Origin of the sequence: Pseudonocardia sp. D17, assembly GCF_036984265.1 — a bacterium.
Classification (GTDB): Bacteria; Actinomycetota; Actinomycetes; order Mycobacteriales; family Pseudonocardiaceae; genus Pseudonocardia; species Pseudonocardia benzenivorans.
The window spans coordinates 94,832-115,897 of sequence record NZ_BPRG01000241.1 but is presented as its reverse complement, the minus strand read 5'-3'; the positions used below and the strand labels follow the sequence as shown (position 1 = coordinate 115,897).

The 21,066-nt window shown below is 72.9% G+C and carries 23 protein-coding genes and 1 tRNA gene; 14 read left to right on the top strand and 10 right to left on the bottom strand.

What is annotated here, in order from left to right; all coding sequences use genetic code 11:
• The first annotated feature begins 199 nt into the window (after window positions 1-199).
• On the top strand, window positions 200-3,058 hold the full coding sequence (gene topA, locus PSD17_RS34035; RefSeq protein WP_445261049.1) for a type I DNA topoisomerase: 2,859 nt from the start codon (window positions 200-202) through the stop codon (window positions 3,056-3,058).
• A 24-nt stretch (window positions 3,059-3,082) separates the two neighbouring features.
• Here topA and PSD17_RS34030 read toward each other — a convergent pair whose 3' ends face one another.
• Window positions 3,083-3,550 (bottom strand): GatB/YqeY domain-containing protein, encoded by a 468-nt coding sequence (locus PSD17_RS34030; RefSeq protein WP_041759190.1) that lies wholly within the window; start codon window positions 3,548-3,550, stop codon window positions 3,083-3,085.
• Window positions 3,551-3,574: 24 nt separating this feature from the next.
• Here PSD17_RS34030 and PSD17_RS34025 point away from each other — a divergent pair, with 24 nt between their 5' ends.
• Both PSD17_RS34025 and PSD17_RS34020 read left to right on the top strand, forming a co-directional pair.
• Window positions 3,575-4,513 (top strand): metallophosphoesterase, encoded by a 939-nt coding sequence (locus tag PSD17_RS34025; protein WP_013672604.1) that lies wholly within the window; start codon window positions 3,575-3,577, stop codon window positions 4,511-4,513.
• 35 nt (window positions 4,514-4,548) lie between these two features.
• Window positions 4,549-4,622: transfer RNA gene (locus tag PSD17_RS34020), tRNA-Pro, on the top strand.
• 140 nt (window positions 4,623-4,762) lie between these two features.
• Here PSD17_RS34020 and PSD17_RS34015 read toward each other — a convergent pair.
• The 3 genes from PSD17_RS34015 to PSD17_RS34005 all read right to left on the bottom strand — a co-directional run bounded on the left by PSD17_RS34015 (window position 4,763) and on the right by PSD17_RS34005 (window position 7,218).
• The gene (locus PSD17_RS34015) at window positions 4,763-5,077 is read right to left on the bottom strand and encodes a DUF6544 family protein (RefSeq protein ID WP_339126231.1); all 315 of its coding nucleotides are present in this window, start codon (window positions 5,075-5,077) and stop codon (window positions 4,763-4,765) included.
• Window positions 5,055-5,678 (bottom strand): hypothetical protein, encoded by a 624-nt coding sequence (locus PSD17_RS34010; protein ID WP_339126230.1) that lies wholly within the window; start codon window positions 5,676-5,678, stop codon window positions 5,055-5,057. Before PSD17_RS34010 ends, PSD17_RS34015 begins: the two co-directional genes overlap by 23 nt.
• A 142-nt stretch (window positions 5,679-5,820) precedes the next feature.
• On the bottom strand, window positions 5,821-7,218 hold the full coding sequence (locus PSD17_RS34005; protein ID WP_013672601.1) for a carboxylesterase/lipase family protein: 1,398 nt from the start codon (window positions 7,216-7,218) through the stop codon (window positions 5,821-5,823).
• A 141-nt stretch (window positions 7,219-7,359) separates the two neighbouring features.
• Between PSD17_RS34005 and PSD17_RS34000 the strand changes: the two genes are divergently transcribed.
• From PSD17_RS34000 to PSD17_RS33990, 3 genes are all read left to right on the top strand, one after another.
• Complete coding sequence (locus tag PSD17_RS34000; RefSeq protein ID WP_339126229.1) at window positions 7,360-8,334, top strand: GlxA family transcriptional regulator; 975 nt, start codon at window positions 7,360-7,362, stop codon at window positions 8,332-8,334.
• Between the two features lie 13 nt (window positions 8,335-8,347).
• Entirely contained in the window at window positions 8,348-8,986 is a 639-nt protein-coding gene (locus tag PSD17_RS33995; RefSeq protein ID WP_339126228.1) for a DJ-1/PfpI family protein, read from the top strand.
• 133 nt (window positions 8,987-9,119) lie between these two features.
• Window positions 9,120-10,715: a B12-binding domain-containing radical SAM protein gene (locus PSD17_RS33990; RefSeq protein WP_013672598.1), complete on the top strand. Its 1,596-nt coding sequence runs from the start codon at window positions 9,120-9,122 to the stop codon at window positions 10,713-10,715.
• Here PSD17_RS33990 and PSD17_RS33985 read toward each other — a convergent pair.
• Entirely contained in the window at window positions 10,673-11,371 is a 699-nt protein-coding gene (locus PSD17_RS33985) for a TIGR00266 family protein (protein ID WP_411740941.1), read from the bottom strand. The genes PSD17_RS33990 and PSD17_RS33985 overlap by 43 nt on opposite strands.
• A 44-nt stretch (window positions 11,372-11,415) precedes the next feature.
• The gene (locus tag PSD17_RS33980; RefSeq protein WP_132975151.1) at window positions 11,416-12,156 is read right to left on the bottom strand and encodes a phosphate/phosphite/phosphonate ABC transporter substrate-binding protein; all 741 of its coding nucleotides are present in this window, start codon (window positions 12,154-12,156) and stop codon (window positions 11,416-11,418) included.
• A 304-nt stretch (window positions 12,157-12,460) separates the two neighbouring features.
• Here PSD17_RS33980 and PSD17_RS33975 point away from each other — a divergent pair, with 304 nt between their 5' ends.
• From PSD17_RS33975 to PSD17_RS33965, 3 genes are read left to right on the top strand one after another with little or no spacing between them, the layout of a single operon-like run.
• On the top strand, window positions 12,461-12,682 hold the full coding sequence (locus PSD17_RS33975) for a hypothetical protein (protein ID WP_013672595.1): 222 nt from the start codon (window positions 12,461-12,463) through the stop codon (window positions 12,680-12,682).
• A 42-nt stretch (window positions 12,683-12,724) separates the two neighbouring features.
• Complete coding sequence (locus PSD17_RS33970; protein ID WP_013672594.1) at window positions 12,725-12,919, top strand: hypothetical protein; 195 nt, start codon at window positions 12,725-12,727, stop codon at window positions 12,917-12,919.
• Window positions 12,916-13,869 (top strand): MvdC/MvdD family ATP grasp protein, encoded by a 954-nt coding sequence (locus tag PSD17_RS33965; RefSeq protein ID WP_103380484.1) that lies wholly within the window; start codon window positions 12,916-12,918, stop codon window positions 13,867-13,869. The genes PSD17_RS33970 and PSD17_RS33965 overlap by 4 nt, the downstream gene beginning before the upstream one ends.
• 14 nt (window positions 13,870-13,883) lie before the next feature.
• Here PSD17_RS33965 and PSD17_RS33960 read toward each other — a convergent pair whose 3' ends face one another.
• Both PSD17_RS33960 and PSD17_RS33955 read right to left on the bottom strand, forming a co-directional pair.
• Window positions 13,884-14,135: a hypothetical protein gene (locus PSD17_RS33960; RefSeq protein WP_339126225.1), complete on the bottom strand. Its 252-nt coding sequence runs from the start codon at window positions 14,133-14,135 to the stop codon at window positions 13,884-13,886.
• A gap of 137 nt (window positions 14,136-14,272) precedes the next feature.
• Window positions 14,273-14,908 carry a dihydrofolate reductase family protein gene (locus tag PSD17_RS33955; RefSeq protein WP_339126224.1) on the bottom strand — a complete coding sequence of 212 codons (636 nt, stop codon included), beginning with the start codon at window positions 14,906-14,908 and terminating at the stop codon, window positions 14,273-14,275.
• A 187-nt stretch (window positions 14,909-15,095) separates the two neighbouring features.
• Here PSD17_RS33955 and PSD17_RS33950 point away from each other — a divergent pair, with 187 nt between their 5' ends.
• From PSD17_RS33950 to PSD17_RS33940, 3 genes are all read left to right on the top strand, one after another.
• Window positions 15,096-15,452: a YciI family protein gene (locus tag PSD17_RS33950; protein WP_339126298.1), complete on the top strand. Its 357-nt coding sequence runs from the start codon at window positions 15,096-15,098 to the stop codon at window positions 15,450-15,452.
• Window positions 15,449-16,690, top strand: coding sequence for an RNA polymerase sigma factor (locus PSD17_RS33945; protein ID WP_339126223.1), 1,242 nt, complete (start codon window positions 15,449-15,451; stop codon window positions 16,688-16,690). Before PSD17_RS33950 ends, PSD17_RS33945 begins: the two co-directional genes overlap by 4 nt.
• A 105-nt stretch (window positions 16,691-16,795) precedes the next feature.
• On the top strand, window positions 16,796-17,383 hold the full coding sequence (locus tag PSD17_RS33940; protein ID WP_103380487.1) for a TetR/AcrR family transcriptional regulator: 588 nt from the start codon (window positions 16,796-16,798) through the stop codon (window positions 17,381-17,383).
• 34 nt (window positions 17,384-17,417) lie between these two features.
• Here the strand turns inward: PSD17_RS33940 and PSD17_RS33935 are convergent, their stop codons facing one another.
• Window positions 17,418-17,906 (bottom strand): cupin domain-containing protein, encoded by a 489-nt coding sequence (locus PSD17_RS33935; RefSeq protein WP_013672587.1) that lies wholly within the window; start codon window positions 17,904-17,906, stop codon window positions 17,418-17,420.
• Window positions 17,907-17,963: 57 nt separating this feature from the next.
• Here PSD17_RS33935 and PSD17_RS33930 point away from each other — a divergent pair, with 57 nt between their 5' ends.
• Complete coding sequence (locus tag PSD17_RS33930; protein ID WP_103380488.1) at window positions 17,964-18,623, top strand: TetR/AcrR family transcriptional regulator; 660 nt, start codon at window positions 17,964-17,966, stop codon at window positions 18,621-18,623.
• 27 nt (window positions 18,624-18,650) lie between these two features.
• Here PSD17_RS33930 and PSD17_RS33925 read toward each other — a convergent pair whose 3' ends face one another.
• Window positions 18,651-19,112: a DUF1707 SHOCT-like domain-containing protein gene (locus PSD17_RS33925; RefSeq protein ID WP_233899273.1), complete on the bottom strand. Its 462-nt coding sequence runs from the start codon at window positions 19,110-19,112 to the stop codon at window positions 18,651-18,653.
• A 109-nt stretch (window positions 19,113-19,221) separates the two neighbouring features.
• Between PSD17_RS33925 and PSD17_RS33920 the strand changes: the two genes are divergently transcribed.
• Entirely contained in the window at window positions 19,222-21,066 is a 1,845-nt protein-coding gene (locus tag PSD17_RS33920) for a S9 family peptidase (RefSeq protein ID WP_339126222.1), read from the top strand.

Below are 21,066 nucleotides of genomic sequence, written 5' to 3'. Positions count from 1 at the left end.
TGCCGTCCGTCGTCACGCATCCGGACGTGACAGATGCAACACGCCGGGTGAGTGTGCGAACGTGGCGAACAGTGCCGGTGTTGTAGGGATACTGGCGAACCCGACCCGCTCATGTGTCGGGTGATCGAATGGCCGCAGCGTCGGCCGACGGTCGGACCGCGCTCGGCGGTACGGCCGGTGACGATGGAGTAGGACCAAGGTGGCAACCCGAACGACGCGTTCGAAGGCAGGAGCCGACGACGGCTCGGCCCCCGCCGCGGCCGGCAGCCGTCGCAACGGCACCCCGACGGCGACGACGACGGGTCGTCCGACCCGGCGGCTCGTGATCGTCGAGTCGCCGACCAAGGCCAAGAAGATCGCGCCCTATCTGGGCAAGGACTACGTCGTCGAGTCGTCGGTCGGACACATCCGCGACCTGCCGCGCGGCGCCGCGGACGTCCCCGCCAAGTACAAGGGCGAGTCGTGGGCGCGGCTGGGTGTCGACGTCGACAACGAGTTCCAGCCGCTCTACATCGTGACGCCGGAGAAGAAGGGCAAGGTCTCCGAGCTGCGCGACGCGCTCAAGTCGGTCGACGAGCTGCTGCTCGCGACGGACCCCGACCGCGAGGGCGAGGCCATCGCCTGGCACCTGCTCGACACGCTCAAGCCGAAGGTCCCGGTCCGCCGGATGGTCTTCCACGAGATCACCGAGCCCGCGATCCGCGCCGCCGCCGAGAACCTGCGCGACCTCGACCAGGACCTGGTCGACGCGCAGGAGACGCGGCGAATCCTCGACCGGCTCTACGGCTACGAGGTCTCCCCCGTGCTGTGGAAGAAGGTCATGCCGAAGCTGTCGGCGGGCCGGGTGCAGTCGGTGGCCACGCGGCTGATCGTGCAGCGCGAGCGGGAGCGGATGGCGTTCGTCTCCGCCTCGTACTGGGACATCGCGGCCACGCTCGACGCCGGCGCCGAGGCGAGCCCGCGGACGTTCGGGGCGCGGCTGGTGGCCGTCGACGGCAACCGGGTCGCCACGGGCCGCGACTTCGGCGCGGACGGACAGCTGAAGTCCGACGCGGTCGCGCTCGACGAGGCCGGCGCGCGCCGGCTGGCCGAGGCACTCGACGGGGTCGATCTGACGGTCTCGTCGGTCGAGTCCAAGCCGTACACCCGCAAGCCGTACGCCCCGTTCATGACCTCGACGCTGCAGCAGGAGGCGGGCCGCAAGCTGCGGTTCTCCGCCGAGCGCACGATGCGCACCGCGCAGCGGCTGTACGAGAACGGCTACATCACCTACATGCGTACCGACTCCACGACGTTGTCGGAGTCGGCGATCAACGCGGCCCGCACGCAGGCCCGCGAGCTCTACGGCGACTCGTACGTCTCGCCGCAGCCGCGCCAGTACACCCGCAAGGTCAAGAACGCGCAGGAGGCCCACGAGGCGATCCGGCCCGCCGGTGAGACATTTCGCACACCGGGCGAGATCGCGCGCGAGGTCGACGGCGACGACTTCCGTCTCTACGAGCTGATCTGGCAGCGCACCGTCGCGTCGCAGATGGCCGACGCGCGCGGGACGACGATGAGCGTCCGCATCGTCGGTACGGCCGCAACGGGCGAGGAGGCCACGTTCGCCGCCTCCGGCCGCACGATCACCTTCCCCGGCTTCCTCAAGGCCTACGTCGAGACGGTCGAGGAGGGCACCGACGGGCAGGCCGACGACGCCGAGTCCCGGCTGCCGAACCTCGCCGAGGGCGCGGCGGTCACCGCGACCGAGCTGAACCCCGACGGCCACTCGACCAACCCGCCGGCGCGCTACACCGAGCCGAGCCTGGTCAAGCAGCTCGAGGAGCTGGGGATCGGCCGGCCGTCGACGTACGCGTCGATCATCAAGACGATCCAGGACCGCGGCTACGTCTGGAAGAAGGGCTCCGCCCTGGTCCCGTCGTGGGTGGCGTTCTCGGTGATCGGCCTGCTGGAGCACCACTTCGGCCGGCTCGTCGACTACGACTTCACCGCGGCGATGGAGGACGAGCTCGACGCGATCGCGTCCGGCAACTACTCCCGCACCGACTGGCTCACGAGCTTCTACTTCGGGGCCGACGAGGGCACCGAAGGCTCCGTCGCCCGCGCCGGCGGGCTGAAGAAGCTGGTCGGGGTGAACCTCGAGGAGATCGACGCCCGCGAGGTCAACTCGATCCCGATGTTCACCGACGCCGAGGGCCGCGACGTCGTCGTCCGCGTCGGTCGGTACGGACCGTACCTGGAGCGGCTGGTCGAGGGCGCCTCGCAGCGCGCGAACCTGCCCGACGACCTCCCGCCCGACGAGCTGACCGCGGAGATCGCCGAGAAGCTCTTCTCGGTGCCGCAGGAAGGCCGCTCGCTGGGCGCCGACCCGGTGACCGGGCACGAGATCGTCGCCAAGGAGGGCCGCTTCGGGCCCTACGTGACGGAGATCCTGCCCGAGCCGGAGGCTCCCGCCGAGGGCACGACCACACGCAAGAAGGCCCCGGCCAAGCCGAAGCCGCGCACGGGCTCGCTGCTCAAGTCGATGACGGTCGAGTCGGTGACGCTCGACGACGCCCTGCGGCTGCTGTCGCTGCCGCGACTGGTCGGCACCGACCCGGAGAGCGGTGAGGAGATCACCGCGCAGAACGGCCGGTACGGCCCGTACCTGAAGAAGGGGACGGACTCGCGCTCGCTCACCGACGAGGAGCAGATGTTCACCGTCACCCTCGACGAGGCGCTGGAGATCTACAAGCAGCCCAAGCAGCGGGGACGTCGCGCGGCCGCGGCGACCCCACCCCTGCGCGAGCTGGGCGAGGACTCCGCCACCGGCAAGAAGATGGTCATCAAGGACGGCCGCTTCGGCCCCTACGTCACCGACGGCGAGACCAACGCGTCGCTGCGCAAGGGCGACAGCGTCGAGGAGATCACCGACGAGCGGGCCTCCGAGCTGCTGGCCGACCGTCGGGCCAAGGCCCCGGTCAAGAAGGCCCCGGCACGGCGCAAGACGGCCGCGGCCTCGAAGACGACGACCACCAAGAAGGCCGCGGCGCGGCGCACGACCCCGGTCGAGTCCTGAGGTTCGGGCGGCCCGGCCGGCCGCTCAGGCGAGCAGGGCCTTCACGGCGGCGGCCACCCGGCCGCCGTCGGCCCGGCCCGCCGCGGCGGCGTTGGCCTTCTTCATGACCTGGCCCATCTGCCGCGGCCCGGGCTTCGCGCCCAGCTCGGCCTCGGTCTCGTCGACGGCCGAGCGGGCGATGACGGCGAGCTCGTCGTCGGTGAGCTGCGTCGGCAGGTAGCGGGCCAGCACGTCGGCCTCGGCGAGCTCCTGCGCGGCGAGCTCGGCGCGGCCCCCCGCGGTGAACGCCTCGGCCGACTCCGCGCGCTTCTTCGCCTCCTTGGCGATGACCTTGAGCACCTCGTCGTCGCTGAGCTCGCGGGCCTCGGTGCCGGCGACCTCGGCGTTGCCGATCGCGGTCAAGGTCATCCGAAGAGTGCTCTTGACCAGCTCGTCGCGAGCCTTCATGGCGGCCGTCAGGTCGTCACGGAGGCGCTGCTTGAGTTCGCTCACGCGCGTGAACGTACCCTGCATCGTGTGAAGAGCTGGGCGCGAGTCGCACTCGGGGCGACGACGACCGGGGCCGCCGGCCTCGCCTACGCGGCGGGTGTCGAGCGGCGACGTTGGACGCTGCGCGAGGCCACGTTGCCGGTGCTCACGCCCGGTGCGCGACCGATCCGGATCCTGCACGTCTCGGATCTGCACATGATGCCGGGCCAGACGTCCAAGCAGCGCTGGGTCGCGGAGCTCGCCGAGCTCGAGCCGGACCTGGTCGTCGACACCGGCGACAACCTGGCCCACGAGAAGGCCGTGCCGAGCGTGCTGGCCGCGCTGGGCCCGCTGCTCGAACGGCCGGGGCTGTTCGTCTTCGGCAGCAACGACTACTTCGGCCCCTCGCCCAAGAACCCGGCCCGCTACCTCGGCCGCAACGAGAAGCGCAGCCACGGCGACCCGCTGCCGTGGCGCGACCTGCGCGCGGCACTCGTCGAACGCGGCTGGGCCGACGCGACGCACTCCCGCGTGTCGCTGGACGTCGACGGCGTCCGCGTCAGCGCCGCGGGTGTCGACGACCCGCACCTCGGCCTCGACCGTTACCCGCGCATCGCCGGCCGGGTCCACGACGCCGACCTCCGGCTGGGCCTCACCCACTCCCCCGAGCCCCGGGTGCTCGACGGTTTCGCCGCCGACGGCACCGACCTCGTCCTCGCCGGCCACACCCACGGCGGCCAGCTGCGGATGCCGGGCTACGGCGCCATCGTCACCAACTGCGGGATCGACCGCTCGCGGGCCCGCGGGGCCTCGCGCTGGGGCGTCCACACCTGGCTGCACGTCTCGGCCGGGCTCGGCACCTCGCCGTGGGCGCCGGTGCGTTTCGCGTGCCCCCCGGAGGCCTCGTTGCTGACGCTCGTGCCCCGTCCGGTCGCTCACGTTGCCCCGCAGGGAACCCCCGCGTCGGCGGCTGTGGACGTCGGGTAGAGTTCACGACGGCTCGCGAGACAGCGGCGGGCACTCGGGGTGTGGCGCAGCTTGGTAGCGCGCTTCGTTCGGGACGAAGAGGTCGCAGGTTCAAATCCTGTCACCCCGACTTCGCAAACGGCCAGGTCAGAGCATCGCAGGATGCTCGCGGACCTGGCCGTTCGTCGTAGGTCGTGTGTGTCCGACGTGGGGCGTCAGCGGCCGGGGGTCAGCGGCCGGGAGCGACGTCCAGAGCGAGGTCGGCCGGCGTCAGCTCCGCGTAGCGGAAGTCGCCGTCGGGCAGGTGCCAGACCGCGGCTGCACCCGGGCGACCGTGAGCCGCATGCGGAACAGCCGCGCCACCTCGAGCGCGGAGTTGTACTGCCAGGCATCGACCGCCATCCACGGCTGGTCCGGGCGGCGCCGCAGCCGGCCGGTGAAGTGCGCCCGCAGCGACCAGGGTCGCGGCCGCCCGACGACACCCATCGTCGTGAGGTGGCGGACCGCGGCCGCCGCCCGGCGCCGGAACGCCCGGGGGGCCGCCGAGACGGACCCCCAACGGTCACGATGCGCGGCGCGCGGCATCCGTGGCGACGGTGGCCAGGGCGGCGCGCATGATGTGGCCGACGAACGGGCGCACGAGCGTCCAGTACCGGGCGAACCGGTGCGCGCTGTCCGGGTCGCCGACCGAGGTGCGGGCCTCGTACGAGACGAGCGAGCGCGAGGTTCCGTAGGACCGGAGCGAGAAGTTCGCGGCGATCCTGCCCCAGTTCGGCTCCGCGAAGGCCGCGAACGCCTCCGGGGTCATCCCGGAGACGTCGTACCACTCGATCTGCGGCTGCCAGAACCTGCCGACGGCGCCCAGCACGATCTCGCGTTCGGCGATCTCGCCGAGGAACAGCCACCCCGGCAGCGACGGCCCGCCGCGCAGGGGCAGGTGCACCGGCGGTGGGGCGGCGGCCGGGCGCCCGCGGAGCCGACCGAACCGGTCGGGCAGCCCCCGCACGGCCATCGCCGCGTCCATGAGCGGCGAGTGCACCTGCGCGAGGTCCAGCGCGCACAGCGCCTCCCAGGTCGCGGCGCGGTCGGCCTCGACGACGGTGTGCTCGACGATCGTCCAGTCGAAGCTCGGCAGGTACCGGTCGATGAGCATCTCGGTGGTCGATGTGGACGTGGTCGTGGTCACTGTGGGTCTCCCTCCCCGGCGAGCCTCGAGGACCCTCGACGAACCTTGGCGAGGCTCGACGGTCCTCCGCGGACCCACGGCGACGTAGGGTCCTTGGTCTCCCTCGGGGGATCGTCGGGCCCGCCGCCGCGACCGGCGCCGGTCAGCACAACGGGAGCGGCGCGAACGTGTGGTCGCGCCAGATCCGCTGCGACTCCGTCTCCGGGTACGGCACGACGGCAGGTTCGACGTCGAACAACTGGACGAGTCCGTCGTCGAAGGTGGGCCAGCCCGGGTCGCCGGTCGTCGCGAACGCGATCCAGGCGGCCCGCATCCGGACCGACACGGCCTCGGCGGCCGCGACGTCGCCGACCAGCGCGGCCGGCTGCCCGCTCGTCAGGTTGCCGAAGACGAGCGGCACGTCGAGACCGTGGCAGGCGCCCAGCACTCCGTCCAGCGTCAGCTCGTAGAAGTAGGTGCCGGGGTTGCCCGAGCCCAGGTGCAGCGACGGCATCCGGAAGAGCCAGTCGCCGAGGACCCACTCGTGGAGCGCGACGGGGTCGTCGACCGCCGGGTAGGGCAGGGGCGCGAACACGTCCGCCGCGGCGGCGGCCTGCTCCGGCGACGGCGGGTCGAGCGCGGTGAACAGGCGGTGCTCGTCACGGGTGTGGCCGACGAGGAGGGCGACGTCGTGCCGTGCCTCCCACGGCGTGGTGGGCAGGACCTCGCCGTCGACGACCGGCGCGTAGAGGATCGACCGGTGCGCGGCCGCGCCCCACCTGTCGACGCGGGTGCCGATGTCGGCGGTCACCGCATCGCCCGCCGCCGCGAACAGCTCGGGGTCCACCGTCGTCAGGTCGGCGACCGTCGCCTCCATGCCGAGCTCGGCGGCGCAGGCTCCGGCCATGTCGCGCGCGAGCTCCGGGGTGAAGAAGGTCCCGGGCATGCTCTGCACGATCGCTCGTCGGAACAGACCCGCCGCCCGCGGCATCGCCAGCAGCGCCGCGACCGATCCGCCGCCCGCCGACTGCCCGAAGACGGTGACCCGCCCCGGGTCACCACCGAACCCGCGGATGTTGTCCTGCACCCATTCCAGCGCGGCGACCTGGTCGAGCAGGCCGCGGTTGGCCGGCGCCCCGTCGACCTGACCGAACCCCTCGAGCCCGACGCGGTGGTTGAACGTCACGAGCACGACGCCGTCGCGGGCCAGCCGGGTGCCGTCGTACTCGGGCAGACCGGACGTGCCGATCGCGTAGCCGCCACCGTGGATCCACACCATGACGGGCAGGCCCGCGTCGCGGCCGGGGTCGGGCGAGAAGACGTTGAGCGTGAGCCAGTCCTCGCCGCCGGTCAGCTCCTGCATCCCGAAGGCCCCGGCCTGCGGCGGCGACGGACCGAACCGCACCGCGTCGCGTATCCCGTCCCAGGCCGCGGGTGGTGCGGGGGCCGCCAGGCGCAGATCGCCGACGGGCGGTGCCGCGAACGGGATCCCGCGGAACACCGCCACCGCCGACCCGACGGGGCCACGCAGCCGTCCGCCGGTCGTCCGGACCTCGATCACGCGTCGCGACGCTAGCGGGACCCGCCCGGCCACCCCAGCGAATTTCGGCCGGTCCCGGCCGGGACCGCCGGGTGCGGCATGGCGTGATCAGTGGGGTACCGGTCGTTGACGCCACGAACCGCGGCGGGCGACCGTGGGAACGTGCCCGCCCACCGGATCGTCGTCCCGCTCTTCGACGGCATCCAGCCGCTCGACGTCACGGGCCCCTACGAGGTCTTCATGGGCGCGACCGAGTGGCTGCGGGTCCGTGACCGGGCGCCCGGCTACCGGGTCGTGCTCGTCGGGGCCGACGGCGCACCGGTCCGCGCCGAGAGCGGCATGCGCCTGCTGGCCGACGAGCAGCTTCCGGCTCCCGGCCGGGTCGACACGCTGCTGGTCCCGGGAGGTCGCGGCGCGCGGACGACGCCCGCCGACGACCCGCTCGTCACGTGGATCCGCGCCGCGGCGCCGCGCGCCGAGCGCGTGCTCTCGGTGTGCACGGGAGCGTTCCTGCTGGCCAGGGCCGGCCTGCTGGCCGGACACACCGTCACGACGCACTGGCGGTACGCCCGTGCCCTGGCCGCGGTCGACCCTGCGGTCGAGGTCCACGCCGACGCCATCCACCTCCGCAGCGGCCGGGTGTGGACATCCGCGGGCGTGACGGCCGGCATCGACCTCGCGCTGGCCGTCGTCGAGGCCGACCACGGCCCGGACGTCGCGCAGGCTGTGGCCCGCGAGATGGTCGTGTTCCTGCGCAGGCCGGGCGGGCAGAGCCAGTTCGCCGGCCCGGTGTGGACGGCGCCCGCGGGTCGTCCGACCATCCGCGCCGCCCAGGACCTCATCCACGGCGACCCGACCGCCGACCTGCGTGTGCCCACCCTCGCCCGCCGCGTCGGGATGAGCGAGCGGCACTTCAGCCGCGAGTTCACCCGAGAGCTCGGCAGCCCACCGGGCGGCTACGTCGAGCAGGTCCGCGTCGAGGCCGCGCGCGGCTTCCTGGAGACGGGGTCCGCGCCGGTCGCGGCCGTCGCCGCACGCGCGGGCTTCGGTTCGGCCGAATCGATGCGCAAGGCGTTCCTGCGGCGCGTCGGCGTCGCCCCCGACCACTACCGACGACGCTTCACCACCGTCCACTGAGGAAGGTCCCATCATGCAGGTCGCCGTCCCGCTCTTCCCCCGCATGACCGCGCTCGACGCAATCGGCCCCTACGAGGTCCTGCAGCGCGTCCCCGACATCGACGTCGTCCTCGTCGGCGAACGTCGCGGCGAGGTCCGCACCGAGAACGGGATGCTCGGCCTGAGCGTCGACGCCACCTTCGCCGACATCCCGTCGCCCGACGTGGTGGTCGTCCCGGGCGGGATCGGCAGCCGGGCGCTGCTCGCGGGCGGGCCGCTCGTCGACTGGGTGCGCGCCGCCCATCCCGGCACCCGCTTCACGACGTCGGTCTGCAGCGGCGCGCTCGTCCTCGGCGCGGCCGGCCTGCTCGACGGGCTGACCGCCACCACCCATTGGGGGGCGTTCGACGTGCTGGCCCGGTTCGGCGCGACGCCCGTGACCCAGCGCGTCGTCGAGCACCTGCCCGAGCGGATCGTGACGGCCGCGGGGGTGTCGGCGGGCATCGACATGGCGCTGCGCCTGCTCGAGCTGCTGGTCGACGACGTCGCGGCGCAGGCCGCGCAGGTGTTCATCGAGTACGACCCGCAGCCCCCGTTCGACGCCGGGCACCCGAGCAAGGTCTCCGACGAGGTCCGGGCGCGGCTCGCGGAGTACCGCACCGTCCGCTCCTGAGCCGGGGCCGGGCGTTCGGCCCTGGCCGGGCTGCGCCGCGACGCCGTACGGTCGGGCTCAGGGCGCCGCTGCGGCGCCCGGCTGTTCCGCGAGCGTCGTTGCCTCCGACGCGCAAGCCGGCCAGGGGGTCGACATGAGAGTCGGGGTTCTCGATGTCCTGGGGCCGCCCGCCCGACGGCCGGTCGACGTCGGCTACCAGGTGCTGATCACCAAGCAGTACGCGAGCATCACCCCACAGGCGATCTCGGTGTGGTGCAGGCGGATGGGCCACAGCGTGCACTACGCCACCTACTACGGCGTGGGCCGGCCGGACCGGTTGCTCCCCGACGACCTCGACGTCGTCTTCGTCTCCTGCTACACGCAGGTCAGCCATCTCGCGTACGCGTTGGCGAAGATCTACCGCGCGGCCGGGGTCCGGACGGTCATCGGCGGCCCGCACGCCAGGGCGTTCCCGGTCGACTGCCTCCGGTTCTTCGACCTGGTCGTCGGGGAATGCGATCCGGAGCTGATCGCCGACATCATCGCCGGGCAGTTCGACCCGGGCTCGATCGTCACGTCGGAACAGCCGTTCGACGACGTGCCGACCGTCGAGGAACGGATGCCCGAGATCCGCGCGTCGGCGTTCTTCCTGGGCCGCAGGCCGCTGATGCTGTCGGCGGTGCCGATGCTCGCGAGCACGGGCTGCCCGTACCGCTGCGACTTCTGCATCGACTGGAACAGCACCTACCGACCGCTGTCGGCCGACCGGCTCGCCGCCGACCTGCGCTATCTCTCGACGCACCTGCCGGGGCGGCTCGTCGTGTTCCACGACCCGAACTTCGCGGTGAAGTTCGACGAGGTCTTCGCGACGTTGGAGGCCCAGCCCGCCGCGGGGCGGCCGCCCTACATCATCGAGAGCTCGCTGACCGTGTTGCGCGGCGACCGGCCACGGCGGCTGCGGGAGACGAACTGCGCCATGGTGGCGCCGGGCGTCGAGTCCTGGACCGACTACTCCAACAAGGCCGGCGTCGGGCGCACGGCCGGGATGGAGAAGGTCGAGAAGGTCGCCGCGCACTTCGCCGAACTGGCGGAGAACGTGCCGTACCTGCAGGCGAACTTCATGTTCGGGCTCGACACCGACCAGGGCGACGAACCCGTCGAGCTGACGAAGCGGTTCATGGACCTGGCGCCGTTCGCGTTCCCGACGATCAACATCCCGGTGCCGTTCGGTGGCACCCCCCTGCACCGGGACCTGACCTCGAGCGGCCGGATCCTCACCGAGATGCCGTTCAGCTTCTACTACGCGCCGTACCTGGTGACGACGATCAAGAACTACGACCCGGTCACCTACTACGAGAAGCTCGTCGACCTCTACTCGCACGCCTCGTCGCCGCAGATGCTGCGCCGACGGCTGGCAGGCACGACGCACCGCGCGATCCGGTACGTCCACCGGGCCCGCACGGCGGGGTTCCGCGCCGACGTCCGGAGCTTCCGGCACATCCTCGGGATGCTGCGGTCCGATCCGGCGTTCCTGGCGTTCCACGAGGGCCGCTCGTCGAGCCTGCCGGAGTACTACCGCCACCTCGGTGACCGCATGCTCGGCCGCTACACCGAGCTGCTCTCTCCCGCCGACCGGACGCCCGACCTGTCCCCGGCCCCCACCCCGCAGGCCGCGACGATCCCGCTGACGATCGAGCCGCGGGCGACTCAGTTGTCGCCGTTCCCGCCGCCGGACTTGTCCGGCAGGTAGGGCTCGATGGCGGCGGCGAGCTTGGCGGCCGTCATCGACTGCAGCCAGACGTGCCCCGGCCCGTGGATCTCGGCCATCATCAGCGCGTCGCCGAAGAACTTGTTCTTGATGCCCTTCACCGTCGCGAACTGCAGGTCCATGCCCGCGGTGAACAGCGCGAGATGACCGGGATGGACGATCATCGACTGCCCCTGCGCGAGGTCGTACTCGACGATCTCGCCCGAGAGCTCGACCCACGCCCTGCCGTGGCCCGCCAGCTTCTGGAAAACCAGGCCCGCGCCGCCGAAGATGCCGGCGCCCAACCGCTTCTGCAAGGCCACGGAGACCTCGACGTCGGTCGTGCTCGCGATGTAGCTGCCGGACTGGACCATGAACTCGTCGGCGGGGTCGATCGTCAGCTCCCGGATCACCCCGGGCATCCGCGCGGCGAACGCGACCATCCCGCCCGTCGGCGCGGTGTACTCGGTCAGGAAGAGCTGACCGCCGCCGAGCGCCCGTTTCAGCCCACTCATGAACCCGCCGCGGCCGCCGGAACCGAACCGTGTCGACGTCTCCAGCTGCATGCCCGGGGTGTACCAGGACACCTCGCCGCCCTCGGCCGTCACGCGCTCACCCGGCCCGAGCATGATCTCGAGGACCGGCATCGTCGTTCCCACCGTGCGTGTCTGCACTGCAGTCCCCTTGTCGGGCCGGTCGCGGGTCAGGTGCCTGGCCGCAACGTCGCCAGCATCGCGAAGAACGGGGCGACGTAGGCGTCGTCGTAGCCGATGAACGGACCGTAGATCGACCCGGCGGGCGGCGTCCATGCCACCAGCTCGGCGACCACCGATCCGGCGAGCGCGTCGTCGACGTCGTCGCGTGCGATGACGACGGGCGGGCACAGCCCGTCGACGCGACCGACGATCCGGGTGCGCCCGGCGTTGTCGGGGTTGGCGGTCCACACGTCCTCGAGCACCGACGTGCAGCGGGTCCGGCCGTCGACGACGGCGTCGATCTGCGGCTGCCACGGCGGAACGAGGACCGGCCGGAAGTACTCCTCGATGGACGCATCCTGTTGCCGGGCGAGCAGTGCCGGGGCGTACCACGACGACGAGCACGACGTGTTGACGTAGCCGAGCGTTGCGCCGGCGAGGTCGTCGACGCGGCGGGCGGGGTCGTCGGCACGCACGACGAGGACCGCGGACTGCGTCGGCTCACCGGTCCGCGACGAGGTGGCGACGGCCAGCCCGCGGTAGGCGGGGTCGTCGGCGAACCCGTGGTAGTCGGCGGCGGGGACGTACCCGAGGTCGGCCCGGTGCCGGCCGAGGATGCGGTCGATCGCCGCGAGGTCCGTCGACGGCTCGGCGATGATCCCGTGCTCGGCCAGGTAGCGGGCCCACGTCGCATCAGCGACGGTGAGTCCCAGGTTGGCGTCGAGGACGAACGTCAGTGGCCCGCTCATGAATGCGCCCCCCGAGTGGCGACGGTGATCACCGGCACGTCCGAACTCGTCCGCCGGGCGCGGTGCGTTACGTCCCGGCTCCACCGCGTAGGGCCCGCACCGTCGGCCGGTGGGCATCCGCGGCTCCGAGTGGCCGACGAGCGACGTCCCGAGGCCGAATGCGGGCCGGCGGCGAAATCGTCCGATCAGTATGTCCGAGGAAGCGCGAGAAAAGGACGTTCGACCGTCGACAAGGAATACCGCGGTCAGTACCGTTCGTGCCCGTTCGGTCAGTTTCTCGCCCGCACAGCGCAAGGAGCCAGCCATGGAAGCCGAACAACAGGCCGAGGGCGAAGTGCAGCTGCTCGTCATCCCCAAGGGCAAGATGGAGGCGGCCGAGCAGGCAATTCGCAAGCTCTTCGACGACGAGGGCAACGGCGACAACACCGGGCCCGAGCCCGATGCCACCTTCGTTCCCGACACCAGCAGCGCCACCGGATGCCGGCGGACCACTCACCACGACATCCACTGCAGTGACGACACATAGCCGCCCGCAGCACACCGGAATTCTTCACCGAACGCCGTCGAGGTGACGTCGGAGTTCGGTCGCCGCGCTGTCCCGTTCGTGGTGCGGGTGGCTGCGGAATGGATCGAATTCGCGGACGCCGACGACGAGGACGACGGGGCGATCGCATTCCGCGACCGGGCTTCGCTCACGGGCGCGCTCGCCGTCACGTCCGACGGCCGGGACGTCGAGGTGTCCGATCTCGGCCTGGCCCGATGATTCTCGTCCTCTCCTCACCCCAGGACCTCCATGTCACGCCCGTCGTCGCGGAGCTCGACCGGCGCGGCGTCGAGTCACGGGTGTTCGACCTGTCCGCCTATCCGGGGGCGTCCACGCTGACCGTCGACAGCACCCCTTCCGGGGTTCACGGCGCTCTGAGCTGGGGCGGGTCGGAGCTCGACCTGCGGGCGGTCGACGCCGTCTGGTACCGGCGGCCCGGCCGCTTCGCGCTCCCGTCCGACCTCGAACCGGGTGAGACGGAGTGGCTGCGTGCCGAGTGCAACCACCTCTTCCGCGGGCTGTGGAACACCCTCGACGCCCGCTGGGTCAGCGACCCCGGCGCGGTGCGCCGGGCCGGCCTCAAGCTGGTGCAGCTCGACCTCGCGACCACGCTGGGCTTCGCCGTGCCACGGTTCACCGTCACCAACAGCCCCGACCACGCAGCGGCGTTCGTCGGGTCCTGTCCCGGCGGAACGATCGTGAAGGTGCTGTCGAGCCCACTGATCCGGTACCCCGAGCGGGCGGCGACGCTCTACACCCACCTGGTCACCGACGAGGACCTCGACGAGCTCGGCTCCGTCCGGTTCGGCCCGACGTTCCTGCAGGAGTTCGTCGACAAGGCGATGGACGTGCGGGTGACGGTCATCGGCGAGCGCGTGTTCGCGGTGGGGATCACGCCGACGAGTGCCGACGCACGCGTCGACTTCCGGCGGGCGGAGATCTACGACCTGCCCCATGTGCCGCTCGACCTCCCACCCGTCCTCGAGGCCCGCTGCGTCGAGCTGGTGACGCGCCTCGGGCTCCGGTTCGGGGCCATCGACCTGCTCCTGACGCCGGACGGTGAGTACGTGTTCCTGGAGATCAACCCGAACGGCCAGTGGTACTGGCTCGAATGGGTCACCGGGATTCCGTTGACGAGCGCGCTGTGCGATCTCCTGACGCGGGAATGACCCGGGTCCGGCCGTCAACCGTCCTGTTCGGAGTCGGACTCGAGATCCTGCTCGACGTCGCCGATGTGCACGATCAGCTCACCGTGCCGGCGCCGGATCCACACCCGCGTCCCGGACAGCCGCGCCGCCGACTCACGGCTCGGGTCCAGCAGGTAGGACCCGACCGCGGGCGGGACCTGCAGCGTCTGCGATCCGATGGGGACGACGACCGATCCCGGCTCGGCAGCCGTCGTCGCCGGGAGGCGGTCGTTCGGGTCGGACGTCACGAGACTCCCTCCGCTCGGCTCCGCGGCCGCGACGGCGGACGGCGGCCCGTCCGGACTCGTCCGCCGAGCCGCGTCCGTTACGACCGCCCGGCTCGCGCGGCTCCGGTGGCTCGCGTGGACGGCGGCCCGGAACGCGCTCAGCCGCGCACGAACCGCAGGTGCGCGACGGTGTCCGACGCGCTGACCCGCGTGCACGTGTAGCCGTCGGGGGAGAGGCCGTCGAGCAGACGCTCCCCGCTCCCGAGCAGCACGGGCACGACGGCGAGGTCCATCTCGTCGACGAGCCGGGCGCGCAGGCACTCGCGGACCGTGGACACCCCGCCACCGAGCCGGACGTCCCGGTCCCCGGCCGCGGCGCGGGCCAGGGCGAGCGCGTCGTCGATCCCGGTCGTGACGAACCGGAAGGTGGTGCCGCCCTTCATCCCGATCGGCTCCCGGTCGTGGTGGGTCAGGACGAAGACGTCGTGCCCGAACGGGGGCGTGTCACCCCACCAGCCCGTCCACGACAGGTCCCACTCGCCACGGCCGGGGCTGAACATGTTGCGCCCCATGACCGTCGCACCGACGCCCGCGTCGGCCGCGGCGATGACGTCGTCGTCGACGCCGGTGGAGCCGCCTTCCCTGCCGAACTTCTCGCGGAAGGAGCGCGTCGCGAGCGCCCACTCGTGCAGCCGCTCGCCGCCGATCCCGAGCGGGTTCTCGAGGCTCTGGCCGGGGCCCGCCATGTAGCCGTCGATCGAGACGGAGACGCTCACTCGCAGCTTGCCGGTCATCGTGTCCTCCTGGTGGGTTCCGGTCCGTCACCGGCCGGTCGGAGCCGCGGCGCCCGTCTCGACACGGATCGGCGGGAAAATCCGCCGCGGCGGCACGTCGAGACGGCGCGGTCGGCTCCGACCATGCTGTGTGACGCGCCCCGACGGGGGGTGCGGCCGACGCGAGGGAGCGATCGTCGTGAAGTACATGCTGCTCATCCACAACCGCCCCGGCTTCGTCGACGACCTGACCGAGGAGGAGCGGACCGCGCTGTTCGCCGATGTCGACCGGATCATGGACGAGCTGACGAGGTCCGGCGAGTTCGTCGGCGGACAGGCGCTCGCCGACCCGTCGACGGCCCGGACGGTGCGTGGCGTCGACGGCAGGCCCGCGGTCACCGACGGGCCGTTCGCCGAGAGCAAGGAGCAGTTCGCGGGCTACGTCGAGGTCGACTGCGAGTCCGTCGAACGGGCCGTCGAGATCGCTGCAAGCTGGCCCGACGTCCGCTTCGGCGGCGCGATGGAGGTGCGTGCGGTGATGCACGACGGCGGGGCGGAGATGTGACGACGGGTGTCGAGGACCTGCTGCGGTCGGCCGCGCCGCAGGTCCTCGGCACGCTCGTGCGACGCCACGGGCAGTTCGACGCGTGCGAGGACGCCGTGCAGGAGGCGCTGCTCGCGGCGGCGACGCAGTGGCCGGTCGACGGGGTGCCCGAGAGGCCGCACGCGTGGCTGCTCACGGTCGCCGGACGGCGGCTGACCGACGAGTGGCGCAGCGAGAGCGCGCGCCGCCTGCGGGAGGTCGCGGTCGTCGCGCAGGAGCCGGAGGTCGTCGAGCCCGATCCCGGGGACCGCGTGGCCGCCGACCACGGTCCGGACGGCGACGACACGCTGCGCCTGCTGTTCCTGTGCTGCCACCCGGCGCTCACCGGCCCGTCGCAGGTGGCGCTGACGTTGCGCGCCGTCGGCGGTCTGACGACGGCCGAGATCGCCGCGGCCTTCCTGGTCCCCGAGGCGACGATGGCGCAGCGGATCAGCCGCGGGAAACAGCGGATCCGGTCGGCCGGGGCGCGGTTCACGATGCCGCCGCCCGACGAGCGCCCGGCGCGGCTCGCCGCCGTCCTGCAGGTGCTCTACCTCGTGTTCAACGAGGGCTACACCGCATCGGCGGGCGCCGACCTGCAGCGCACCGACCTCACCGCCGAGGCGATCCGGCTGGCCCGCGAGCTGCACCGGCTCACCCCGGACGAGGGCGAGCCCGCGGGCCTGCTCGCCCTGATGCTGCTCACCGACGCCCGCCGCGCCGCGCGGACCGGGCCCGACGGCGCGCTCGTCCCGCTCGGCGAGCAGGACCGCACACGCTGGGACCGCGCGATGATCGACGAGGGCGTCGCGCTCGTGACCGACGGGCTGGCCCGGTGGCTGGCCGGGCCGTACCTGATCCAGGCGGCGATCGCGGCCGTCCACGACGAGGCGGCGCGCGCGGAGGACACCGACTGGCGCCAGATCGTCGCGCTCTACCGGCTGCTCGGGCGCATCGAGGACAACCCGATGGTCACGCTCAACCGGGCCGTCGCCGTCGCGATGGCCGAGGGCGCGCAGGCCGGCCTCGAGGTGCTCGAGCCGCTGCGCAGCGACGACCGCACGGCCGACCACCACCGGCTGCACGCCGTGCACGCGCACCTGCTGGAGATGGCCGGCGAACGCGACGAGGCCCGGGCCGCCTACCGCCGGGCCGCCCGGCTCACGACGAGCCTGCCCGAGCGTCGGCACCTGGAGTCGCGGGCAGCGGCACTGGGCTGATCGACCCGGGCCGGGCCGCAGCCGGCACGGCCGGACCCGCTGTGATCTCGTCGTCGCCCGCTCCGGTCATGTACGGCCGTCTAGGACGGACGTTAGGATGATCATGTGGGTCATCGTGACGAGCTCCTCGCGGGCGCCAGGGAGTGCCTGCACGACAAGGGATGGAGCCGCACGTCGGCGCGCGACGTGGTCGCCGCCTCGGGCACGAACCTCGCGTCCATCGGTTACCATTTCGGATCGAAGGACGCGCTGCTCGCCGCCGCGCTCGTCGCCATGACCCGCGACTGTGCCGCCGCCGTCGACGCCGCCCTCACCGAGGCGGTCACCGAGGAGTCCCCGGCGCCCGCGCCGACGCCGCTCGACCGGTTCGAGCGGACCTGGGACCGCGTCGTCGACCGGGTCGCGCGCGACGAGCGGATGGTCACCGCGACGGTGGAGGCGCTCGCGCAGGCACCCCGGGTGCCCGAGGTTCGTGACGCGCTCGCCGCAGCCGCGGACCTCACGCGCGAGGACCTGGCGCTGACCTTCCACGCCGACGAGGACGACGGGCGCACCCACGCGCTCGGCGCCTTCTACCAGGCATTGCTGATCGGGACGCTCGTGCAGTGGGCCGTCGACCCGGCGTCCGCGCCGTCGGGCCGCGACCTGGCCGACGCGCTGCGCGTTGTCGTCGCGGACGCCGCCGGGCACTGAACCGCAGCGCGCCGGTCGCCGCGGGTCGACGGGATCACGGGGACGGCGGCGGTCCGACGATCTCGACGCCGTGTCGGGCGGCAGCATGTCCCAGCCGCGCCGGGTCGACCGGGCCGGGCTCGGGCAAGCGGCGCTCGGTGGCGGCTTCGCCGGCCTCCGCCGCGAAGTGCTCGAAGCCGGCGGGCGTGGTGAGCTGGAGGGCACGCAGCGACACGTCGGGCCCGACGACGAACGTGTGCGGCCGGTCCACGGGCAGCAGCACGAAGTCACCCGGTCCGGCCTCGAACTCGTCAGCGCCGCAGTGGAACCGGGCGTATCCCGAGAGGATGTAGAAGGCCTCGTCCTCCTGCAGGTGACGGTGCAGCGGCGGCGCGAAGCCCGGCGGGTTGAGGAACTCCGCGACGGTCAGGGCTCCACGCGTCTGGTCGGCGCCGGCCTTGATCGTGGCGAGGTTGCCCAGGAACCACAGGGCCTCTCCTTCGTCGGCGCGCAGCACGTAGGGCGGAGCCGGGAGCGAGGACATCCCCGCACCTCCATTGAATAGACGCTGTCTATTGAATAGAGACGGTACGGTCGACCCGTGCCGGAGGTCAAGGGACAGCGACGGGACTACCGCTCGCCCGTGCGGGAGGAGGCGGCCCGCCGGACCCGTCGGGCCGTGGTCGCCGCGGCGACCACGCTGTTCACCGAGCGCGGCTACACCGGCGCGTCGCTGCGGGACGTCGCCGAGCTGGCGGGCGTCGCGAGGCCGACCGCGGCTGCGGTGTTCGGATCGAAGCCGGCGCTCCTGCGGCAGGTGCTCGACGAGGCGCTCGCCGGTGACGACGAGCCGGTGCCGGTCGCACGGCGCCCGTGGTTCGCGCCCGTGTGGGAGGCGGCCCACCCGGTCGACGTACTGCGCGCCTACAGCGAGGTGTGCCTGGTGATCGCCCGGCGGGCGGGGCGGCTGTTCGAGGTGACCCGGCGTGCCGCCGACGAGTCCGCCGAGATCGGACAGCTGTGGGTGACGCTCGTGCAGAACCGTCGGGCAGGCGCGGAGATGGTCGTTCGCAAGGTGCGCGAGACCGGCCCCCTGCGCCGGGACCTGGACCTCGACCGCGCGATCGACGCGCTGTGGGTCCTCAACGACCCCGCGCACTACATGGCACTCGTCGTCGAGCGCGGCTGGAGCGACGCGGAGTTCACCGCCTGGCTGACCACCCAGATGACCGCGGCCCTGCTCGACGCGTCGGTGCCGTAGCGCGACCCGGCCGGGCGCGGCCGGGCGTCAGCGGTCGTCGTGCGACCGGCCGATCCCGGACGCGTACAGGACGGCGAGCACGACCAGCGGGATCAGCGTCCACACGAACCACGGGTAGATCAGGTCGAAGTTGGTGACGCTGACGATGCCCCACACGAGCACGTTCACGGCGACGATGCTCGAGAAGACGATCGTCAGCACGCGCATCGCGGTGCCGCCCCCGGTGTCGGAGAAGACCTTCTTCGGCCGGGCCGGGGCGGGCCGGACCGGGTCCCGGCCGGCGGGCGGGGCGGGCGGGATGTCGGGCAGGTCGGCGGTCACGCGGGCGAGGTCGCCGCGGGTCTTGCCGTTCCACACGGCCTGGACGCGCTCGTCGTACTCGCCGATGTCGAGCAGGCCCTCGCCCTGGGCACGCAGCAGCATGTCCTGCACGGCTCGACGTTCGGCGTCGGACACCCGGATCCGGTCGGCGGGGACGGGCTCGCTCACGACCACATCGTGCCACGGCCCGGCGACGGCGGGCGCCCGCACGTGCGGCGTCGCGCGCGGACCGGGACCGCCGCGGCGGGCGAACGGGACCGCCCGGCAGGATCGGGGCGTGCATCCCGACGCCGCCGTCCCCGACCGGCTCTTCGACGACGACGACCGCGAGCGCCGCTGGCGGGCCCGGTTCACCGCGACCCGCATGTCACGTCCGCACTGGGCCAAGGACGTCCCGGACCGCTGCGTCTACACCTCCAACGAGGGCGGTACCACCGAGGTCCACACCTGGGACCGGGCCACCGGCCTGCACCGCCAGGTCACCAGTCGCGCCGCCGGCACCCATACCGCGACCCTGCCGCCCGACGGCGAGCACGTGTGGTGGTTCGACGACACCGACGGCGACGAGTTCGGCCGCTGGGTCGCCGAGCCGTTCGCGGGGCTGCCCGCAGGCGAACGGCCCGCCGACGCACTGCCCGGCGTCGAGGACGGATACCCCGCCGGGCTCGAGATCGGCCGGACGCTCGTCGCGGCGGGGACGTCGACCGACGACGGCAGCCGGATCTGGGTGCGGCGCGACGGGGCCGACACCGAGATGATCTACGAGCACGCCGAGGACGCCGGCGTCGGTGCCCTGTCCGAGGACGAGACCCTGCTCGCGATCAGCCATTCCGAGCACGGCGACTCCCGGCATCCCGACGTCCGCGTGGTGCGGACGGCCGACGCGTCGACCGTCGCGGAGAAGTCCGACGGCCCGGGCCGCGGACTGACCCCGCTCGTGTTCAGCCCCGTGGCGGGCGACCAGCGACTGCTGCTGCTGCACGAGCGCCGTGGCCGTGAGGAGCTGCTGATCTGGGACGTGGCCACCGACACCGAGACCGAGGTCCTGCTCGACCTGCCCGGCGAGCTCGTCGCCGACTTCTATCCCGACGCGACCGCGCTGCTGGTCTGGCACACCCACGCCGGGCGCGTCCGGCTGTACCGGCACGACCTTCGCGACGGCACGCTCACCGAGCTGCCGACGGCGCCCGGCACCGTCGGATCGGCCGAGGTCCGGCCCGACGGGACCGTCGAGTACACGGCGTCCTCGGCGGCGGCGCCGGTCTCGATCCGCGCCCTGCACCCCGACGGCACCGACCGGGTGCTGGTCGCCCCGCCCGGCGAGCCCGCGCCCGGCTCGGTCGCGGTGCGCGACGTGTGGGTCGACGGTCCCGGCGGGACGGTGCACGCGCTCGTCGCCGAGCCCGCGGGCGAGGGCCCGCACCCGACGGTGTTCAGCCTGCACGGCGGCCCGCACGCCGCCGACGAGGACCGGTTCAGCGCCGTCCGCGCGGCGTGGGTCGACGCCGGTTTCGCCGTCGTCGAGGTCAACTACCGCGGCTCGACGGGCTACGGCTCGACCTGGCGCGACGCCATCGAGGGCCGCCCGGGCCTGACCGAGCTGGAGGACGTCGCCGCCGTCCACGACTGGGCGGTGTCGTCGGGGCTGGCCGATCCGGCACGGATCGTCGTCGAGGGCTGGTCGTGGGGCGGATACCTCGCGCTGCTGGCCGCGGGCACCCAGCCGGACCGGTGGGCCGCGGCGATCGGCGGTGTGCCCGTGGCCGACTACCTCGCCGCCTACGCCGACGAGATGGAGCAGCTGCGCGCCTTCGACCGGGCACTGTTCGGCGGGTCGCCCGACGAGATCCCGGACGTCTACGCGTCGGCGTCGCCGCTCACCTACGTCGGCGACGTCCGGGCGCCGGTGCTCGTGCTGGCCGGGGAGAACGACCCGCGCTGCCCCATCCGGCAGGTGGACAACTACCTCGACGCGCTCGCCGCGCGCGGCGACCTGCCCTACGAGGTCAGCCGGTTCGACGCCGGACACGGGTCGCTCGTCGTCGAGGAGACGATTCGGCACGTCGCGACGGAGATCGACTTCGCGCGACGCAGCGTGACGGGGGGTGCAGTCGGCGGCTGA

Coding starts and splice junctions, on each gene's coding strand:
- PSD17_RS34015 (WP_339126231.1), bottom strand. CDS start 5,077: ATGCCGCGCGCCGCGCATCGTGACCGTTGGGGGTCCGTCTCGGCGGCC.
- PSD17_RS33995 (WP_339126228.1), top strand. CDS start 8,348: ATGCAGGTCGCCGTCCCGCTCTTCCCCCGCATGACCGCGCTCGACGCA.
- PSD17_RS33990 (WP_013672598.1), top strand. CDS start 9,120: ATGAGAGTCGGGGTTCTCGATGTCCTGGGGCCGCCCGCCCGACGGCCG.
- PSD17_RS33980 (WP_132975151.1), bottom strand. CDS start 12,156: ATGAGCGGGCCACTGACGTTCGTCCTCGACGCCAACCTGGGACTCACC.
- PSD17_RS33975 (WP_013672595.1), top strand. CDS start 12,461: ATGGAAGCCGAACAACAGGCCGAGGGCGAAGTGCAGCTGCTCGTCATC.
- PSD17_RS33965 (WP_103380484.1), top strand. CDS start 12,916: ATGATTCTCGTCCTCTCCTCACCCCAGGACCTCCATGTCACGCCCGTC.
- PSD17_RS33955 (WP_339126224.1), bottom strand. CDS start 14,908: ATGACCGGCAAGCTGCGAGTGAGCGTCTCCGTCTCGATCGACGGCTAC.
- PSD17_RS33950 (WP_339126298.1), top strand. CDS start 15,096: ATGCTGCTCATCCACAACCGCCCCGGCTTCGTCGACGACCTGACCGAG.
- PSD17_RS33935 (WP_013672587.1), bottom strand. CDS start 17,906: ATGTCCTCGCTCCCGGCTCCGCCCTACGTGCTGCGCGCCGACGAAGGA.